General features: G+C 58.3%; 14 protein-coding genes. 1 reads left to right on the top strand and 13 read right to left on the bottom strand.

Annotation, left to right across the window (positions count from 1 at the left end; all coding sequences use genetic code 11):
- Nucleotides 1–76: 76 nt before the first annotated feature.
- Nucleotides 77–736 carry a YccT family protein gene (locus AACR14_RS04445; protein ID WP_019445277.1) on the bottom strand — a complete coding sequence of 220 codons (660 nt, stop codon included), beginning with the start codon at nt 734–736 and terminating at the stop codon, nt 77–79.
- Nucleotides 737–878: 142 nt separating this feature from the next.
- Entirely contained in the window at nt 879–2,951 is a 2,073-nt protein-coding gene (gene dinG / locus AACR14_RS04450; RefSeq protein ID WP_019445278.1) for an ATP-dependent DNA helicase DinG, read from the bottom strand.
- 395 nt (nt 2,952–3,346) lie between these two features.
- Between dinG and AACR14_RS04455 the strand changes: the two genes are divergently transcribed.
- Nucleotides 3,347–4,426: a porin gene (locus tag AACR14_RS04455; RefSeq protein WP_019445279.1), complete on the top strand. Its 1,080-nt coding sequence runs from the start codon at nt 3,347–3,349 to the stop codon at nt 4,424–4,426.
- A gap of 528 nt (nt 4,427–4,954) precedes the next feature.
- Here the strand turns inward: AACR14_RS04455 and tyrA are convergent.
- The 11 genes from tyrA to AACR14_RS04510 form a co-directional block, all read right to left on the bottom strand.
- The gene (gene tyrA / locus AACR14_RS04460) at nt 4,955–6,082 is read right to left on the bottom strand and encodes a bifunctional chorismate mutase/prephenate dehydrogenase (RefSeq protein ID WP_019445280.1); all 1,128 of its coding nucleotides are present in this window, start codon (nt 6,080–6,082) and stop codon (nt 4,955–4,957) included.
- Nucleotides 6,083–6,216: 134 nt separating this feature from the next.
- On the bottom strand, nt 6,217–7,290 hold the full coding sequence (locus AACR14_RS04465; RefSeq protein WP_005344622.1) for a 3-deoxy-7-phosphoheptulonate synthase: 1,074 nt from the start codon (nt 7,288–7,290) through the stop codon (nt 6,217–6,219).
- 406 nt (nt 7,291–7,696) lie between these two features.
- Nucleotides 7,697–8,998 (bottom strand): glucose-1-phosphate adenylyltransferase, encoded by a 1,302-nt coding sequence (gene glgC / locus AACR14_RS04470; RefSeq protein ID WP_019445281.1) that lies wholly within the window; start codon nt 8,996–8,998, stop codon nt 7,697–7,699.
- Nucleotides 8,999–9,278: 280 nt separating this feature from the next.
- Nucleotides 9,279–10,196, bottom strand: coding sequence for a protein translocase subunit SecF (gene secF / locus AACR14_RS04475; protein WP_005334046.1), 918 nt, complete (start codon nt 10,194–10,196; stop codon nt 9,279–9,281).
- 150 nt (nt 10,197–10,346) lie between these two features.
- The gene (gene secD / locus AACR14_RS04480; protein WP_019445282.1) at nt 10,347–12,149 is read right to left on the bottom strand and encodes a protein translocase subunit SecD; all 1,803 of its coding nucleotides are present in this window, start codon (nt 12,147–12,149) and stop codon (nt 10,347–10,349) included.
- Nucleotides 12,150–12,307: 158 nt separating this feature from the next.
- A complete protein-coding gene (locus AACR14_RS04485; protein WP_019445283.1) occupies nt 12,308–12,742 on the bottom strand; it encodes a hypothetical protein in 435 nt (144 codons plus the stop codon).
- Nucleotides 12,743–12,837: 95 nt separating this feature from the next.
- The gene (locus AACR14_RS04490) at nt 12,838–13,695 is read right to left on the bottom strand and encodes a DUF6279 family lipoprotein (RefSeq protein WP_005361577.1); all 858 of its coding nucleotides are present in this window, start codon (nt 13,693–13,695) and stop codon (nt 12,838–12,840) included.
- A gap of 3 nt (nt 13,696–13,698) precedes the next feature.
- Nucleotides 13,699–14,544, bottom strand: a complete 846-nt coding sequence (locus tag AACR14_RS04495) for a phosphotransferase (RefSeq protein WP_019445284.1) — start codon at nt 14,542–14,544, stop codon at nt 13,699–13,701.
- Nucleotides 14,534–15,130: a penicillin-binding protein activator LpoB gene (gene lpoB / locus AACR14_RS04500; protein WP_019445285.1), complete on the bottom strand. Its 597-nt coding sequence runs from the start codon at nt 15,128–15,130 to the stop codon at nt 14,534–14,536. The genes AACR14_RS04495 and lpoB overlap by 11 nt, the downstream gene beginning before the upstream one ends.
- Nucleotides 15,130–15,528, bottom strand: a complete 399-nt coding sequence (locus tag AACR14_RS04505; protein WP_019445286.1) for a YcfL family protein — start codon at nt 15,526–15,528, stop codon at nt 15,130–15,132. The genes lpoB and AACR14_RS04505 overlap by 1 nt, the downstream gene beginning before the upstream one ends.
- 83 nt (nt 15,529–15,611) lie before the next feature.
- Nucleotides 15,612–16,976: COG3014 family protein (locus tag AACR14_RS04510; RefSeq protein ID WP_019445287.1), on the bottom strand; the 1,365-nt coding region annotated here is incomplete at its 5' end.

Consider the following 16,976-nt stretch of genomic DNA (forward strand, 5'->3'; position numbering starts at 1 on the left):
GACGCGTCGCGAGTAAGATCGCAAGATATGGAAAAGGGGAGCTTGGCTCCCCTTTCAGTCAATATCTCAGCTCGGTTTATTGCTGCTGGATAACCCAGATCTGGAAGGCTTTGCGGGTTTCCGCATCTGCCTTGTTGTACCAGTTTTGCAACTGGGTCAGCGCTTCCGGATTGCTTTGAGCCTTGCTGGGGGCAACCTGAACCGGTGCGCTGGCGGCAGCCATCACGGCAGCAGTAGAGACGGCAACGGTTTTGGGCTGGTTGAAGGCTTTGCCCATGTTGATCAGCTCTTGCTGATAGTCACGGGTTAGCTGGAAGCCTTCTACTTTCGGCATCACGAACTGTTCGCTACTCACTTGCTGGCCTGTGACCTTGTCTTTCAGCACCACTTTTTGATCTTTGACAAACTGCTTGGCTTCGGCTTCGTTGCGGGGCTTTTTGTAGTCCAGCACCAGCTGCTGATTGTCGGCGGCGGTGAAGTTCAGCACCAGCGGCTCGGCGGTCACCAGCTTGATTTCGTTACGGCTGGAGTAGTTGCCTTCAAAGGCGACGACCAACTGGTGTTTGCCGGCAAAGAGGGGGAAGGTGCTGGTTTTGTCGAGCAGCTTGGGGTTGATGGATTGACCATCGATCAGCTGGACGACATACGGGGTGGTCACTTCCAATTGGGCATCAGCAAGGGCGCTACCGGCCCACAACAGACCAGCCAGCGCCGGTACCAGAACAGTCAGTTTCATTTCATCTCCTTGAACAGTCAGGCGATTGCCCACTGAAAACAGGGGCTCATTTTTACAGGTTTGGCCTACTGCGGCAATGGCTCTTTCTGGTGGTCGATGTTCGCGCTGCTGTCAGTTTGTTTATCAATAGCGACCGACTTATTTATTCGATCCGCCGTGTAAACGGGGGGAGGGCGTCGAGCAACCCCTTGCCATAACGTTTGGTCAGCAGGCGGCGGTCGAGAATGGTGACTCGCCCCCGATCAGCCTCTTTGCGGATGAGGCGGCCACAGGCCTGGATAAGCTTGCGCGATGCCTCCGGCACTGTCAGTTGCAGGAAGGGGTTGCCGCCTCGTTGCTCCACCCACTCGGCAGTGGCCTCCTCGACCGGCGAGTTGGGCACCGCAAAGGGGAGCTTGGTGATGACCAGATTGGTAAGGTAGTGACCCGGCAGATCCAGCCCCTCCGAGAAGCTGCCGGTACCAAACAGGATGCTGGACTGACCGCCATCGCATTTTTGTTTGTGCAGGGTGAGCAGGGCATTGCGGGAGGCTTCCCCCTGCACCAGCAGTGACAGCCCCTTGGCTCGCAAGCCAATGGCCACCTCATTCATCTGGCGGTAGGAGGAGAAGAGCACCAGACTCGCCTCCTTGCCCGCTAGAATTCGTGGCAGCACGCTGATGAGTTCGTTGGTAAAGGCTGGCGAGTTGGGTTCGTGCTCCATCTTGGGCAGATAGAGCTCGGCTTTCTGATAGTCAAAGGGTGAGCGCAGGCGCAGATAGCGGGTACCGTCGTGCTCCTTGAGCCCCACCTGATGGCGAAAATAACTAAAGGAAGAGAGTGCTGTGAGGGTCGCGGAGACCAGTACGGCTCCCAGACATTTCGACCAGAGCCACTCCTCCAGCAGATAGCCTACCTCAATCGGTGAGGCGTGCAGCCAGATATCGCCGTCATCGCTCTTGGCCATCCAGCGGGCGAGCGGGGTTTTACCGGTCGGCACATGGCGCCCCAGCATCTCCCACAGGGCGCAGAAACTCTCCAGCCGCTGCAGATGAAAACCGCTCTCTGCCAGCAGGGGTTCGGCCTCCTTGCGGCGGATCTCGCCATCTTTCAGCGCTTCACCTATGGCCCCTTGCATCCGATCCAGCGCCCGCAGCGCCTTCTTGCTCGACTCCTTGAGATTCTCTGCCAGCATGGGCAGGGGATCCGGCAATACCCCTTCGGCGAAGCGGTAGTGAGGTTCACTGCCAAACAGCCGATCGTTGGCGCTGAGCCACTGCTCGACCGCCTTCAGATCGGGCTGGATGGAGGCCAGCGCATCCTGCAGTTTGAGTTGGGGGTCGAGCAGGCTCTCCTTATTAAGAGTCCGCGCCAGCTTGCCTGCACTTTGTACCAGCTTCTCCAGCCAGCGGCGCGAGCCTTTGACGCTGGCCGACGCCGCGCCGTGATCCCGGGCGATGATGGGCAGGTGATGGGCCTCATCCAGCACATAGATGCACTCATCGGGGGGGGGCAGAATGATGCCGCCGCCCATGGTGAGATCGGAGAGCAGTAGTGCATGGTTCACCACCAGCACATCGGCGCTCTCCATGTCGTTGCGAGCGCGATGAAAGGGGCAGTGCTGGTGATGGCTCAGCGCCTTGTTGCAGGTGTGGCGGTCAGCGGCGATGCGATCCCAGCAAGTGTCGGGAATGGGCTCCGGCCAGTTGTCCCGATCCCCGTCCCATTTGCCATTGGTGTAGGCCTGCCACAGGGCCTGGTAGCGATCTTTGTCGCTGTCAGATGGCTTGGATTTGCTCAGACTGCCAAAGTCGAGCTCGAAGTTGGCCATCTCGGCGCCACTGGCTGCCTGTTCCAGCAGATGTTCGCAGCAGTAACGCTGACGCCCCTTGACCAGCATAAAACGAAACGGCAGCTCGCTGTGGCGATGGTAAAAAGGGAGGTCTTTGTGGATCAGCTGCTCTTGCAGGGCCACGGTGGCGGTGGAGATCACCAGCTTCTTCTGGGTGAGTCGCGCCACCGGGATGGCTCCTTGCGCATAAGAGAGAGATTTGCCGATACCGGTGCCCGCTTCGGCCACCAGAATACGGCGCTGTTTGTCGTACTCGCCGGTCAGGGTTTTTGCTATCTCGGCCACCAGAAAGTTCTGCTCTTTGCGCGGCACAAAACCGGGTAATCCATCCGAAATCTGACGATAGGTTTGACGAATGGTGGCTTTAAGGCGAGTAGAGAGCATGAAGAGAAGGCCAGTTAGGGGTTAATCGAAGAACAAGGATACCCGCAACACCTTGGTGAGGTCGAGGCAACAGCCATTATCACGGCAGTTTTACGCTGATCAGACCACTTTGGTTGTTTATCAGGTAGTTAGCGTCATTTGCATGCAAAATAGACTATTTGAGTCCAAATAATCAGCAGGATTCATTGTAAACGTTTTCCTTTTGCCTTGCCGTCAGGTGAGACTTGGCTCACATTTTTGCCTCCATGACTATGGTTTCCATAAAAAGTTCCAAGTTTTTTCATTGCGGTTCAAAAAATCCGGTGCTAGTCTCGGCGGCATAGTGATGCAAAGAACATCGCTAACACAGGGAATAACAACAACTTAGTGTTTAATTACAGTAGGCATTGGAAACTATGAAAAAGACAATTCTGGCTATTGCTATCCCGGCTCTGTTTGCATCCGCTGCTAACGCCGCAGTGATCTATGACAAAGACGGTACCACTTTCGACGTATACGGCCGTGTACAGGCTAACTACAACGGCGAGCATGACGATAAAGATGGGACTTTGGTTGGTACCTCCCGTCTGGGCTGGTCAGGCAAAGTTGCACTGAACAACACTTGGTCTGGTATCGCAAAAACTGAATGGCAGGTTGCTGCAGAAAACAGTGATAACAGTAAAACTCGCAAAGTTGTTGATGCTACTGGTAAGGAAATTGGTACTGCCGAGGATGACAGTGGCAAATTCAAAGCTCGTCATATCTATGCCGGTTTTGATGGCTCCCAATACGGTCAAGTCATTTTTGGTCAGACTGATACCGCCTTCTACGACTCTATCGCTGCAACCGATATCTTTAACGAATGGGGTAGCCGTGGTAACTACTACGAAGGTCGTCAAGAAGGTCAAGTAATTTATTCCAATAAAGTTGGTGGCTTCACCGGTAAAGTTTCTTATCAAACTAGTGACGACAAGTTCTTCGTCGATACTGATGCAGCAGGCGATATCAAAGAGCTAGTTATCACTGATGTTAAGCGTAAAAATGCTTACAGTGCCGCAGTAGGTTATGCTTTCGACTTCGGTTTGGGTGTAAATGCAGGCTATGCCTATTCAGATTTGGAAGGTAAGACTGCCCCAGCTGACAAAGGTGAGAAAGAAGATTGGGCACTGAGTGCTAACTATGGCATTGCAGGTTTCTACTTTGCTGGCATGTACACTGAAGGTGAAATCAAGAATAAAACTAACGGTGCAAAAGTTGATGGTAAAGGCTACGAGTTGGCAGCTTCTTACAATGTAGATGCATGGACCTTCTTGGCCGGTTATAACTTTGCTGAGGCTCGTCAGACTGGTGGTGAGTACAAAGATCTGGTAGAAGATACCCTGCTGGGCGTTCAGTATGCTTTCACTCCGAAGTTGAAAGCTTACACCGAATACAAAATCGAAGGTCTGGATAAGAAAGACGATCAGTGGACTGTTGCTCTGCAGTACAACTTCTAATAAGTTGAACATGAGTAATATCCTGGCTTGAGTCTTTGACCAGGCTACGAATGGCCGAGATGATATCTCGGCCATTTTCTTTTTTAGCGACAGCGGATTGGCGTCATGATAAATCGCCGGATGGCTGTGTTAAGTGATGTTTGGCAAACCATCTGTCTTAGTTAATCTCTCCTGCTTCCTGCTTCCTGCTTCCTGCTTCCTGCTTCCTGCTTATCTCTTTGATGGGGAGGGCACTGCTCTCCTCTACGCCATACAGTCATTGCTCGTAGCAGCTTGGTTTGACTGTGAGAATCTGGCAGCCCTTGTAAGGGGCGGCGCTATTTGCGCGGCTTGTGCGGATATTTAGGGGGCATGCTTGGTGGATGTGATGCAGCGCAGGGAGAGGGGATTGTGATGCCAAATCTAGGTAGGTACTTGATGCGTCGCCGCTCGCGACTGAGTTAGCGTTGAAATCGGTAATAAACAAAAAGGGAAGATGCCTGAGTATCTTCCCTTTTTGGTGATATGAGCGTTGCTACTTTTGCAGGATTAGCCGTGTTGGCGGCGGTCGTTGGCCTGGGCCAGTAGCATGCGGCTTTCACGCAGGAACTGGTCGGCGTGTTCGCCGAAGAAACCGGAAACTTGCGAGAAGGCCGCGATGAAACCGTCCCTGTCCCCCCGCTCCAGCAGCCCCAGCGCTTCGCCGAAGTTTTGGTAGTAGCGACGGATCATCGCCAGATTCTGCGGTGACGACAAAATGATGTCGGCATAGAGGTGGGGATCTTGGGCAAACAGCCGCCCCACCATGGCGAGCTCCAGCCGGTAGATGGGGGAGCTCAAACTCAGCAGGCGATCCAGATTGGCCTGCTCCCGGGAGAGGTGCCAGCCATAGGCAAAGGTGGCGAAGTGACGCAGTGCCTGAATGAGGGTCATCGCCTCATCGTGGGCCTTGGCTTCCACCTGCTGCAAGCGGGCGCCCCAGATGGTCATCTGATCCAGCAACCATTGGCTGGCTGCGGGGTCACGCCCCTGACAGCAGACGATCACCTGCTTGGCGAGACTCGCCACATCTGGCCCAAACATGGGGTGCAGTCCCAGTACCGGCCCTTGGTGCACCGCCAGCATATGTTCGAGCGGCGTCGCTTTCACGCTGGTGACATCGACCAGCAGGCAGTGGGCGGGCAGGTTGCCGAGGCGGTCGATGATCTGGCAGGTGATATCGATGGGCACCGCCACCATCACCAGACCGGCTCCGGCGAGGATCTCGTCAGCGCGCGGCCAGTCGGCTTGTTCCAGCGTCTCGACCCGATAGCCTGAGAGGCTGAACATATGACCGAACAGCCGACCAAGCTGGCCCTGACCACCGATGATGACCACCTTGCCAAGATCCGGCTTTATGCATTTGAAGCCTGTATCTTTCTCGTTGGCATAAGATTCACGCATCACCCGGCGCAGTACGTCTTCGATGAGATCGCCGGGCACTCCCAACTGCTCGGCCTCGGCGCGGCGGCGGGCCAGCATGCTCGCTTCCCGATCTGGTGCATAGATGGGCAGGCCGTGGCGGCTCTTTACCTCACCCACTTCTCCCACCAGGGCCAGACGGGCGGCCAGCAGATCGATCAGCTGCTTGTCCACCGCATCTATCTTGTCCCTGAGTACATTCAACTCTTCAGCCATATCCAGTCCCTGCTGGCGCCGCGAGCGGCGGCGCCCTGAAAATCAGATGCAACAAGGTATCACTGCATGAGCGGTTTGATGCCACCACTAGTGATACCTCGATTGTTCAATAGGTTACGACAAGATACCACGGCTTACCGTGCAGTTCTGCCCTTGAGGGGGTCAGCCAGCTGGTTGTGGCAGCGGGCCAGCAGGGTGGCGGTGGTGTCCCAGTCGATGCAGGCATCTGTGATGGAGACCCCGTAGCGCATCTGCTGCTTGGGCTGCTCGCTGGACTGGTTTCCCTCGAACAGGTTGGATTCGAGCATCACCCCGATGATGGAGCGGTTGCCCTCCTGGATCTGGTGGATGACGTTGTCGGCCACCTTGGGCTGCAAACGGTGATCCTTGCTGGAGTTGCCGTGGCTGCAATCCACCACCAGGCTAGGCAGCAGGCCCGCTTTCTCCAGCGCCTCTTCCGCCAGCGACACATTGACCGAGTCATAGTTGGGATGTTTGCCGCCACGCAGGATCACGTGGCCATCCGGGTTGCCCTGGGTCTGCAGCAGCGCAACCTGGCCCTGCTGGTTGATCCCCATAAAGGCGTGAGGGGAGGAGGCCGCCTGCAACGCATTAATGGCAGTCCCCAGGTTGCCGTCGGTGCCATTCTTGAAGCCGACCGGCATCGAGAGGCCGGACGCCATCTCCCTGTGGGTCTGGGATTCGGTGGTGCGGGCGCCGATGGCTGACCAGGAGAAGAGCTCGGCCAGATATTGCGGGCTGATGGGGTCGAGCGCTTCGGTGGCCAGCGGCAACTCCAGCTCCGCCAGCCAGCAGAGCAGCTCGCGGGCACGGTGCAGCCCCAGCTCCACATCGAAGGTGCCATCCAGATTGGGGTCGTTGATAAAGCCTTTCCAGCCGACCGTGGTGCGCGGCTTCTCAAAGTAGACCCGCATGACAATGTAGAGAGAGTCCTGATAGGCATCATGCAGCGCTTTGAGTCTGGTTGCGTACTCTTTGGCGGCGTCCATGTCGTGGATGGAGCAGGGACCACAGATCACCAGCAGCCGGTGATCGCGGCGGTGAATGATATCGGCGATGGTATTACGGGCCCCTTGCACGAATGCCAGCGCCTTGTCGGAGATGGGTAACTTCTCCTTGAGCTGGGCAGGCGTGATCATCACTTGTTCGGACTGGATATGGATGTTGTTCAGGGGGTCTCTTTGCATGATTTCATTCTCTCTACTGTATTAAGCCAAAAGCGGTTGTACCTATATATTTACACTGGTACCTGCTTTGTTACGCAACCGCCATCACCTTACCAAGGAAAAACAAACAATCAAGTGAAACTAGTGGGTTTACCGCTAAAAAGTCAGATAAAGGAGCTGCTATATAGCGCGAACAGGAATAATACAGAGGATTTTTCGGCGGGTTAATGGTTTTTGTGTAATTTAATGTTTACGACTTGAGGGCGTGAAGGCTGCGTTGCCCAGCTGTTTACCCACAGTAAATGGTATCTCTGGGAGACTGCAACGCGATGGCAATGATGGTGTGAGGTGGCTAGGTCAGCCATAGAAAGAGGGAGCCATTATGGCTCCCTTTGCGGTAGGAAGGGGGATCCCGTCTGGCTGCGGATCAGCACTTCTGTTTTCCCTGCAGCTCTTTGTTCAGGCGAGTGAGCATCCCCTGAGTGACCAGCACTATGCCCTGCTCGGAGCGGTGGAAGCGACGTGCATCTTCATCGGCGTTTTCACCGATCACCGTGCCTTCCGGCAGTTTGCACCCCTTGTCGATCACCACCCGGCGCAGTCGGCAACCGGCACCTATCTCCACTCCCGGGAAGATAACGGCCTGATCCAGGGTGCAGAAGGAGTCGACCCGCACATTGGTAAAGAGCACCGAACTCAGGATGAAAGAGCCACTGACGATGGTGCCCCCGGCAAACATGGAGTTGATGGTCATGCCGTGCTGGCCGTTTCGGTCCTGCACGAACTTGGCGGGAGGAGTCATGTTCTGACTGGTCCAGATGGGCCAGTCCTGATCGTAGATATCCAGCTCAGGCGTGACGGAAGCGAGATCCATATTGGCCTCCCAGAAGGAGTCCACGGTGCCCACATCGCGCCAGTAGGGGCGGCGATCCGGACAGCAGCCGACACAGGACATGCCAAACGGGTGAGCGAATGCGGTGCCCTCTTTCACCACGCGGGGGATCACGTCCATGCCGAAATCGTGATGGGACTGCTCGTTGGCAATGTCCTCTTCCAGCAGCTGATAGAGATACTCCGCATCGAAGATATAGACGCCCATGGAGGCCAGCGCGGTGTCGGCCTTGCCCGGCATGGCGGGCGGGTTGGCGGGCTTTTCGACGAAGGCATTGATCTTGCGATCATCATCCACCGCCATTACCCCGAAGGCGCTTGCTTCACTGCGTGGCACCTCGATGCAGGCAACGGTCACCTTGGCGCCCATATTGACGTGATCGAGCAGCATGGCGGCGTAATCCATCTTGTAGATGTGGTCGCCTGCCAGCACCACCACATATTTGGGGGCGTGATCGCGGATGATATCCAGATTCTGGTAGACCGCATCGGCGGTACCCCGATACCAGTTCACCTCATCCACCCGCTGCTGGGCAGGGAGCAGATCGATAAACTCGTTCATCTGGTAGCGCAGGAAAGACCAGCCCGATTGGAGATGGCGCAACAGGCTGTGGGATTTGTACTGGGTCACGACACCGACCCGACGGATGCCGGAGTTGATGCAGTTGGAGAGCACGAAATCGATGATGCGGAATTTGCCGCCGAAATGAACGGCAGGTTTTGCACGGTTGTCGGTTAACTGTTTGAGGCGACTACCCCGCCCTCCTGCGAGTACCAAAGCCATGGTCTCGTTCAGCAACTGTCTGGATTTTGCTGTATTGGCAGGTTGTAACAACATCTCATATCCCTTTGTAGATAAATCACTACAATGTTGCCTCCTTTGAGCCCTCAAGAAAGTGCTTTCAGTCACATTTTATGGTTTCTGACGTAATAAAATGACCTTTTTGTTATTAAAAATGACGGGTTGATCCGTCATTGCTTTCAATATGGTCAGTTGTCAATTGAGGCGAGCCGAACGACAAAATGGGCGGCGAGAGAGGAGGGATGAAAAAGCCCCTGCCAATGGTTGGCAGGGGCCCGGTTTGTTGAGACCCTGAGCCGGGTCTGATTAACAAGGTTCAGGCTGCGTTGGCCAGTGGCTCCTCGCTCTTCTTCTGGTAGGCCTGCGGGGTGAGCCCAAGCAGCTCCTGCACGGTCGAGGCGACGGTAATGGAGGAGACGGTGCCCACCAGGATCCCGGCAAACAGGGTGAAGGAGAAGCCGTAGAGAGCGTCACCGCCAAACAGCAGCAGAGCGCCCACGGTAAACAGGGTGGTGCCCGAGGTGATCATGGTGCGACTGAAGGTCGCCTTGATGGCCACATCGGAGCACTCGTGGATGCCCATCTGGGTACGCGAGCTCAGCAGATCCCGCAGCCTGTCCGAGATGACGATGCTGTCGTTGAGGGAGTAGCCGATCACCGCCATCAAACCGGCGATGATGTTCAGATCGAATTCAATCTGAAAGAGTGACAGCAGCCCCAGCGCCACGATGGCGTCATGGACCACCGAGAGCAGGATGCCGATGGCCTGACGCCACTCGAAACGAAACGCCAGATAGGCCGACATCGCCAGCGAAGCGACCAGTACCGCCAGCATCCCCTGCTGGAACAGTTCTGCACCCACCTGAGGGCCGACGATGGTGGTGCGCAGCAACTCGACCGGCATCCCCAGCTGTTGGGTCAGCATGGTGGCGAGATCTGCCGCGGGCCAGGGAAGTTCGTGGGGGGGCAGCTTGATCAGCCACTCGCCGGGAATACCGGCCGAGCTCAGCTCAACGGCTCCCGCCAGCGGGGAGACCAGCATGGCATTGAGCTCATGGGCCTCTTTCAGGGTCTGGATATGAAACTCCAGCAGGATCCCGCCGGTAAAATCGAGCCCCAGTGTCAGGCCGTTCACCAGCAAGATGGCAACGCTGGCCACGGTCAGCAGGATGGAAGCCCACAGGCCAATATAACGCCAACGGGTCAGCCCCATGGCAACGATCATTCTCAACATAATTCTCTCCTTGGCCAGCCAGCACCAGGCTGTTGGCCCATCACGACGTGTCGCGACACGCCTGGAAATAGTGTTCTGCTTTGGCCGCTCCGGCCATATCCATGGCCGATGGCGCAGCCAAAGCCGCTCATCAGAAGGACTGCTGTCTCGTTACACCTTCAGCGTGCGCTCGCTGCTGCGTCCCCAGAGGGGGTTGATGATGGCGCGCGTCCCCCAGATCCCGGTGATCATGCTGGAGAGCAGACCCAGAATGAGGGTGATGGAGAAGCCCTGCAGCGGCCCGGAGCCGATGGAGTAGAGCACCACAGCGCAGATGAGCGTAGTGATGTTGGCATCGAAAATGGTGTGGAAGGCCGAGCGATAGCCAAAGTCGATGGCGTTGGCCAGTGAGCCCCCTTCTCGCAGCCGGTCCCTGATCCGCTCGAAGATCAGCACATGGGTATCCACAGCCATGCCCACCGTCAGCACCAGACCGGCGATCCCCGGCAGGGTCAGCACGGCGCCCGGCAGCACTGCCAGCATGCCGACCTGCATCAACAGGTTGGCGACCAGCGCCGTGATGGCAACCCAGCCGAATTTGCGGTACCAGGCCATCATGAACAGCATCATGCCCGCCATGCCGAAGGCCAGCGCGGTGAAGCCCGCCTCGATATTCTGCATCCCCAGCGTCGGGCCTATGCTGCGTTCCTCCAGGATCTTGAGAGGGGCGGTGAGGGCGCCGGCACGCAGCAGCATGGCCAGCTCTTGCGCCTCCGGCAGACTGCCAATGCCGGTGATGCGGAACTGGTTGCCAAGGGCGGTCTGGATGGTGGCGACGTTGATCACCTCGCTCTGGGCGCGCAGTTTGCCCTGGGCGTTGGTCTTGTACTCGGTGAAGACGGTCGCCATCGGCTTGCCCACATGCTGGCGGCTGAACTGGTTCATCTTGCTGCCACCCAGGGTGTCGAGCACGATATTGACCTGGGGTTGACCCATTTCGCCCATGTTGGCGCGGGCATCGACGATGTGCTCGCCGGTGAGTACCGGCTTGCGTGCCATGCCGACGGCCTGACCGTTGCGATCGGCGATATAGAAATGGCTATCGGCTTTGGCCTCGTAGAAGGCTAGCGAGGCGGTGGCCCCGATCACCTCTTTCGCCTGCTTGGGGTTGTGTACTCCGGGCAGTTCGATACGGATGCCATCCTGACCTTGACGCACCACCGAGGCCTCGACGATGCCGAGCTCGTTGATCCGTTTTTTCAGGATCGACAGGTTCTGGGTCACGGCGTTGTTGACCAGCAGGGTACGCTCCGCCTCGCTCAGCACCAGTTTCAGATCATTGCCGGAGCGGGTCAGCTTCCACTGATCCTGACGGGTACCGGCACTCTCCTTGATGATGGCGAGCCAGCTCTCCTGTTCGGCGACCTCCGGCAGGGTGACGGCTACGGCGCCCTGTGCGCTGCGCGTGACGCTGGCGCCGCGCAGATTGGCTTCACGGAAACGGGTGCGCAGGGTATCCACCAGATTCTTGGTCTGATTGTCGATGACAAAGTCCACGTCCACCCCGATAAGCAGCTGGGAGCCTCCACGCAGATCGAGCCCCAGCTTGATGGGGTCGGCGCCGAGGCGGGTGATCCAGGCCGGTGCGTTGGAGTGAAACTCCAGGGTCAGGGCGGCACTGTCGACCCCTTGCTGCTCCAGCAACTGCTTGGCTCGCTGCTGCTCGCCCTGACTGGCAAAGACCAGCTCGACCCGCTCAGGTTGCTCGATCACCTTGAGCGGGGTCAGATGTTTGTCGCTCAGCAGCATCTGTTGCTGGGTGGTCAGGCGCTGCTGTCCGTGCAGGCCGAGGGAGGGCTGCTCACCGAAAAAGGTGGGCAGGGAGTAAAAGGTAAAGGTCAACAGCATCAACAGCAGCAGTGCGTACTGCCACTTGCTCATGCGGTTGAGAACGGTGCGATTGCTCTTTCTCATGGCAAACAAGCCTCTGTCAGGAGAATGGTGCCTAGGCCGATAGCAACAAGGCTCGGCAAGGCGCAAAAAATGGGATGCATCAGATGCGGATCAGGCAGCCGCCGGATCCGTCAGGAAGAGGAGATGAGCAAACAGTGGATGTGCCAGCCCCTCCGGGGTCAGGCGCTCAGATAGCTCTGGGTGAAGCGGTATTGCAGATGTTGGCGCTGTAGATGGCGCCGGTGGATCGCACCGAAGCGATCGCGAAAACTCTGTTTGTGATAGAGCTCGGGTGCCAGCATCAGCCAGCCGAGCAGCAACAGCAGGATAGCCTGGGCAGACCAGCTCTGGATCAGCTCGTAGACCACACTCTTGGGCTGGTTGTCACTGCGCAGGGATTGTTCGAGACGCAGCAGGTGATTCTGATGGCTGCCAACAAACTTGATGATGCCATCGTCGCTGTCGCTAAGCTGATTGAACACCTGAGTCTGCTGCTGTTCACTCTGGGGAGATGCGGGTAGCAGCAGGCCTTCCATTCGGGCGATGGAACAAAGCAGGGTGAGGGCGATAACCAGAGTGACCAGCACCAGTTTTACTTTGTCGATAAGGCGCAAAAGTTAATTCCCGATAAATAGGAAGGGCAAACTACCATAAGCGCCCGGTTTGAACAAGGCTGCCCCGGGCGCATGGCACAATTCGGTGCCGCTCGTCAGCTGCCGCTCATCTGCTTGAAGTCGCGGGCGTAGCCCTTGAGCAGGGAGTAGAGATGGGCCCGCTGGGAGATATCCAGCGACTGGCTCATGGCGCTCAGCCAGTTGACGGTACGCTGGCGTGACTGCTCGGTATAGCCGGTAAAGCGGCCATCCATCAGCCCATCCCCCTCGGCCAGCAGGTCAGTCAGCTCGCGGGTAAAGTCGGGACTCTGGCGCTGCTTCATCAGCCTGTCCAGCTCCTGGGTCCAGGACTCCTGAAACTCGAGCCAGGGGGGCATCAGCTCGTATTGCCATTCGGCCCACTGGGCCACCAGTGGCGCCTGTGCCGGTTTCACCTCGCCAATCCAGAACTCGAGCCGCTTGTTCATCTTGTCGCGAAACTCCGCCAGCATCTGCTCTTTGGGCTCAGTGGCAAAGTCCTTTTGCCGCTCCTGTTGCCGCTTGACCCGATCGGTCATAAAGCGGGCCACCTGCTCATCGGTCAGGGTGCGCGCCAGCCTGACCGCACGGGGGATAGTGTTTTCCAGCGTGCGGGTCAGGCTCTGCTGCACCGCATCTAGGTTGGTCGAGATCTGCTCCGGCGTCATGGGGCTGGCCACCGCCTTGGCCAGTGCATCGAGATCCCTGGCGTAGCGCGGCAGCTCGTGCTGGCGGTGCCAGGCCATCAGCCCCTTCACTTCGCGGCTGAGCAGATCCTTCTGCGAATAGGAGAGGGCAAAGTAGTCATCCAGCTGCCAGATGATGGCGGTATCGAGCCAGTAGTAGATCACCCGGGTGGAGCAGCCGGTCAGCAGCAGGCCGATCAGCAGCAGACCCCAGGTTTTTGGCTTGTGCCAGCGCACCTTGTTTATCATCTGTTACTCCAGTCGTTGCCGGTTGATGGCGATCAGGGTGTCATAGTCGAGTGAGGGCTGTTGCTCTGCCATCAGCAGGGCCCAGAGCAGGCCGATATAGTCGACCCAGGGTAAAAATGCCTCGCTCTGAAAATCGGGCCACTGGTGGCGCGGCAGGGCCTGCAGATAGTGCGCTTCCAGCTCGTCGCGCCGCTCGGCGGGCCACTCATGGGTGCGCTGAATGCTGGCGAGCTCAAAGCCGGGGTGACCTGCCGCGCCATACTCCCAGTCGATGACCCAGGGTTTGCTTCCCAACAAGTTAGCCGGATTGAGATCATGGTGGCAAGGGCGCCAGCAATCATTTGGCTCACTGCTGGCGAGCAAGCCCCGCTCCAGGACGGGCAGCCAGGAGGGAATGTGGGCCAGTCGGGCGCGATAGCCTGCGGCGTGGGCTCGGACCGCCATCACCACCGCAGGCAGCGGCAGGCGATGGAGCTTGCGCAGCACCTCAGCCAGCAGACGGGGCTGATCGGCTTCCGGTGGCGCCGCGTGTACCCAGTTTGGCTCATCGCACCATTCGAGCAGCATCAGACCGCTGGCGGGATCGCCATAGTGGCAAGACAGTGCCAACCCTTCGCCCATCGCCCCCTGATAAAGCTGCCATTCGGTGGGACGGTCGATGCCAAGGCGCAGCGGGTCGGAGTGGCCCTGACGCAAAAAGTAACTGCGCCCCGAGGGGAGGCGCAGTCGATAGTTGCAGTTGGTCAGGCCTAACCCGAGTGGTTCCAGCTGCCCCTCCCGCCAGGGGGCGGGCAGGCTGGCCAGTAGCGGATCACAGTTGCCTGTCTGCGGGAGCCTGTTACCAGCCAAAGGTGGATTTCTTCGCCTGTTTGCGGATCTCTTTCTGATCGGCCCACAGCAGTTCGCCGTTTTGCAGATCCATCAGGTTCATGGTCATCTGGTAGTAGACATCCTTCACCTTGCCATTGTCTTTGACGATGCTGGCGAGGTTGCCATAGACCATGTAGCGGGCACCGGTCTGCTTGCCCAGACGCACCATGGAGGCAGGATCCACCATGCCGCTGCTCTGCTGGTATTCGAGCTGTTGCTTGACGGCGGCCACCTTGCTCATGTCGACGAAGCGGAACTTGCCGGCCCGCAGCAACTTGGTGCGGATGGTATCGGTGATGGCTTCGGTATCGATGTGCTCGGAGGTCTTGTTGTGGATAGAGTCCATAAACATCACCGGACGACCGCCAGCGGTGATCTCGCTGGTGGCGGGGGAGGCGAGCATGGAGTCCGCCATCTTGTCGGCGATGGCCTGCAGGTCGCTTGAGCCGTAATCGACGGTGACGGTTTCGGTTTCAGTGGGATCGCCATAGCTGACGGTGGTGCTGGAGCAGCCGCCCAAGAGCAATGCAGAGGTCAATATCAGCAGGGCATGATTCATTTTCATCAGTAGGATTCCTCAATCACTTCGCGTACGTAAATCCGGTAACCCTGCGCCGCCGGGCTGGGCGCCAGGGCCGAGAGGGTGCGGGTCTGATAGCCATGCAGCTTGATGGGAGTCCAGCCGCGGCCATCGCTGGCGACCTCCTGACCGGCCTCATCATACCAATAGAAGAGATATTGCAGCTTGTTATCGCCGCGCTGGGTGCTGGCGGCGGCCACATTGACCTGCAGCAGGCCATTTTGCTGGCGGCGGCTCAGCTCGGTCAGGGTGACGTTGACGTTTTGATGCTGCTCCAACGTGGGAGCACCGCCCGCCGGGCCATAGAGCGCCACGCCGGAGGTGTTGGTGGCGCAGCCGGTCAGCAGCAGCGCGAGCCCGAGGGCCAACCCGTATGCTTTCATCTTGCTCTCCTTAATCGGGGTGAGTGGGGCTGCGTGTGTGCCTGCCCGGTTAATTGTCTTGCTCATCTCTCTTCGCCGTCTGCTCAGAGCAGCATCACCCGGGTGGTCAGACCGGCGCCGAGGCGCTGTACCCAGACCAGGGTGGTGCGTCCCTTGTGGATGGTGAGCGGCAATTGCCGCTGCGCCGCCCCTGCGCCCAGGGTGAGATTGATGTCACCTGCCGGCACCATCCCCTGCCAGCTCGATGCCTGTGCTGGCAGCGTCAGCCAGCTGCGGGTATCGGCCCGCTCCGAGAGGGTGTTGAAGATCCCCACCAGAATATTGCCCACATCGCCCCCCTCTTTGGCGGCGGTGCGGCGCATCTGCTCCTTGGCCACCAGTCGCAGCGCCTGGCGGGTCAGCATACCGGGCAGCCGCTCTTGCAGATCTTTGGCGGCCAGCGCTTCCAGCCTGACCAGCTCGCTGGTCTGCCAGGCCCGCTTGCCGACTTCCACCGTCAGCGGGCCGGTGTCGCTGGCCCGATTATCGTAATAGGGGATAGCGACGGTAAAGGTGCGAAAATCGCCGCGGGAGGTGGAGATGGGGAGTGGCAGGAACAGTTCGCGCCGTGCCGGGATCAAACCATCTTCAAACAGCACCACCAGTTGGCCTTGATCTTTTGCAAGCGGCGGAGCTTTGCGGCCTATCTTTTTCTCGGTCTCGCGGATCTCGTCCGGTGAGCCACGCAGCCGCGCCAGACGCAGCAAGGCATCTTGCAGGCTGCGGTTGTCCGGCGCTATCTGGTAGCCGCGTTGGTAATCGACCCAGGCATCGTTGAGATCCCCGGCCGCCTCATAGAGCACGGCGGAAAAATAGAAGGTATAGGCGTTCTGGAAACCGTTTTTGACCTTGCCGATCAACCGGTCGAGATCCGGTGCGCCGCGCGACATCAGCTGGCGCATCTCGCCTTCTGCCTCGGCCTCTTCGCTCTCATCCTTCGCCTTGCGCACCTCATCGGCTCGCCGTTTCAGGGCCTGCTCCTGCACCTGATTGGCCCGGCGTACCTCCACCAGGGCGCCATCGGCATCACCCCGTTGCAGATAGTTGAGGGCCAGATAGTGATGCAGCATGGTGCGTTCGTAATCGGGAGTACGATAGGCCATCGACTGATCGTTGGTGAGCAGACTGCCCACCTGATCCAGACCGTGGCTCAGCCGGTATTCGGCCTGATTGTCTTCCCACTGAAGGCGGCTGTCGGCGGCGGTGAACGCCTGCTTGCTGCCCGCATCCTGACCGGCGAGCCAGGCAATGCGCCCCTGTTCGAGCCGATCCAGCACAAAGGTGTCATCCCCCAGGGTGGAGTCGCGCACTTCGGGCAGCGCCTCGGCGGCATGGCCCAGCAGCAGCTGGTTGCGCAGGGGCACCATCTGATCGGAGTAGGAGACGAACATATCCTGCCAGCGGGAGGC

The sequence above is a fragment of the Aeromonas sp. 159 genome (genome assembly GCF_963862045.1).
Taxonomy (GTDB): Bacteria; Pseudomonadota; Gammaproteobacteria; order Enterobacterales; family Aeromonadaceae; genus Aeromonas; species Aeromonas veronii.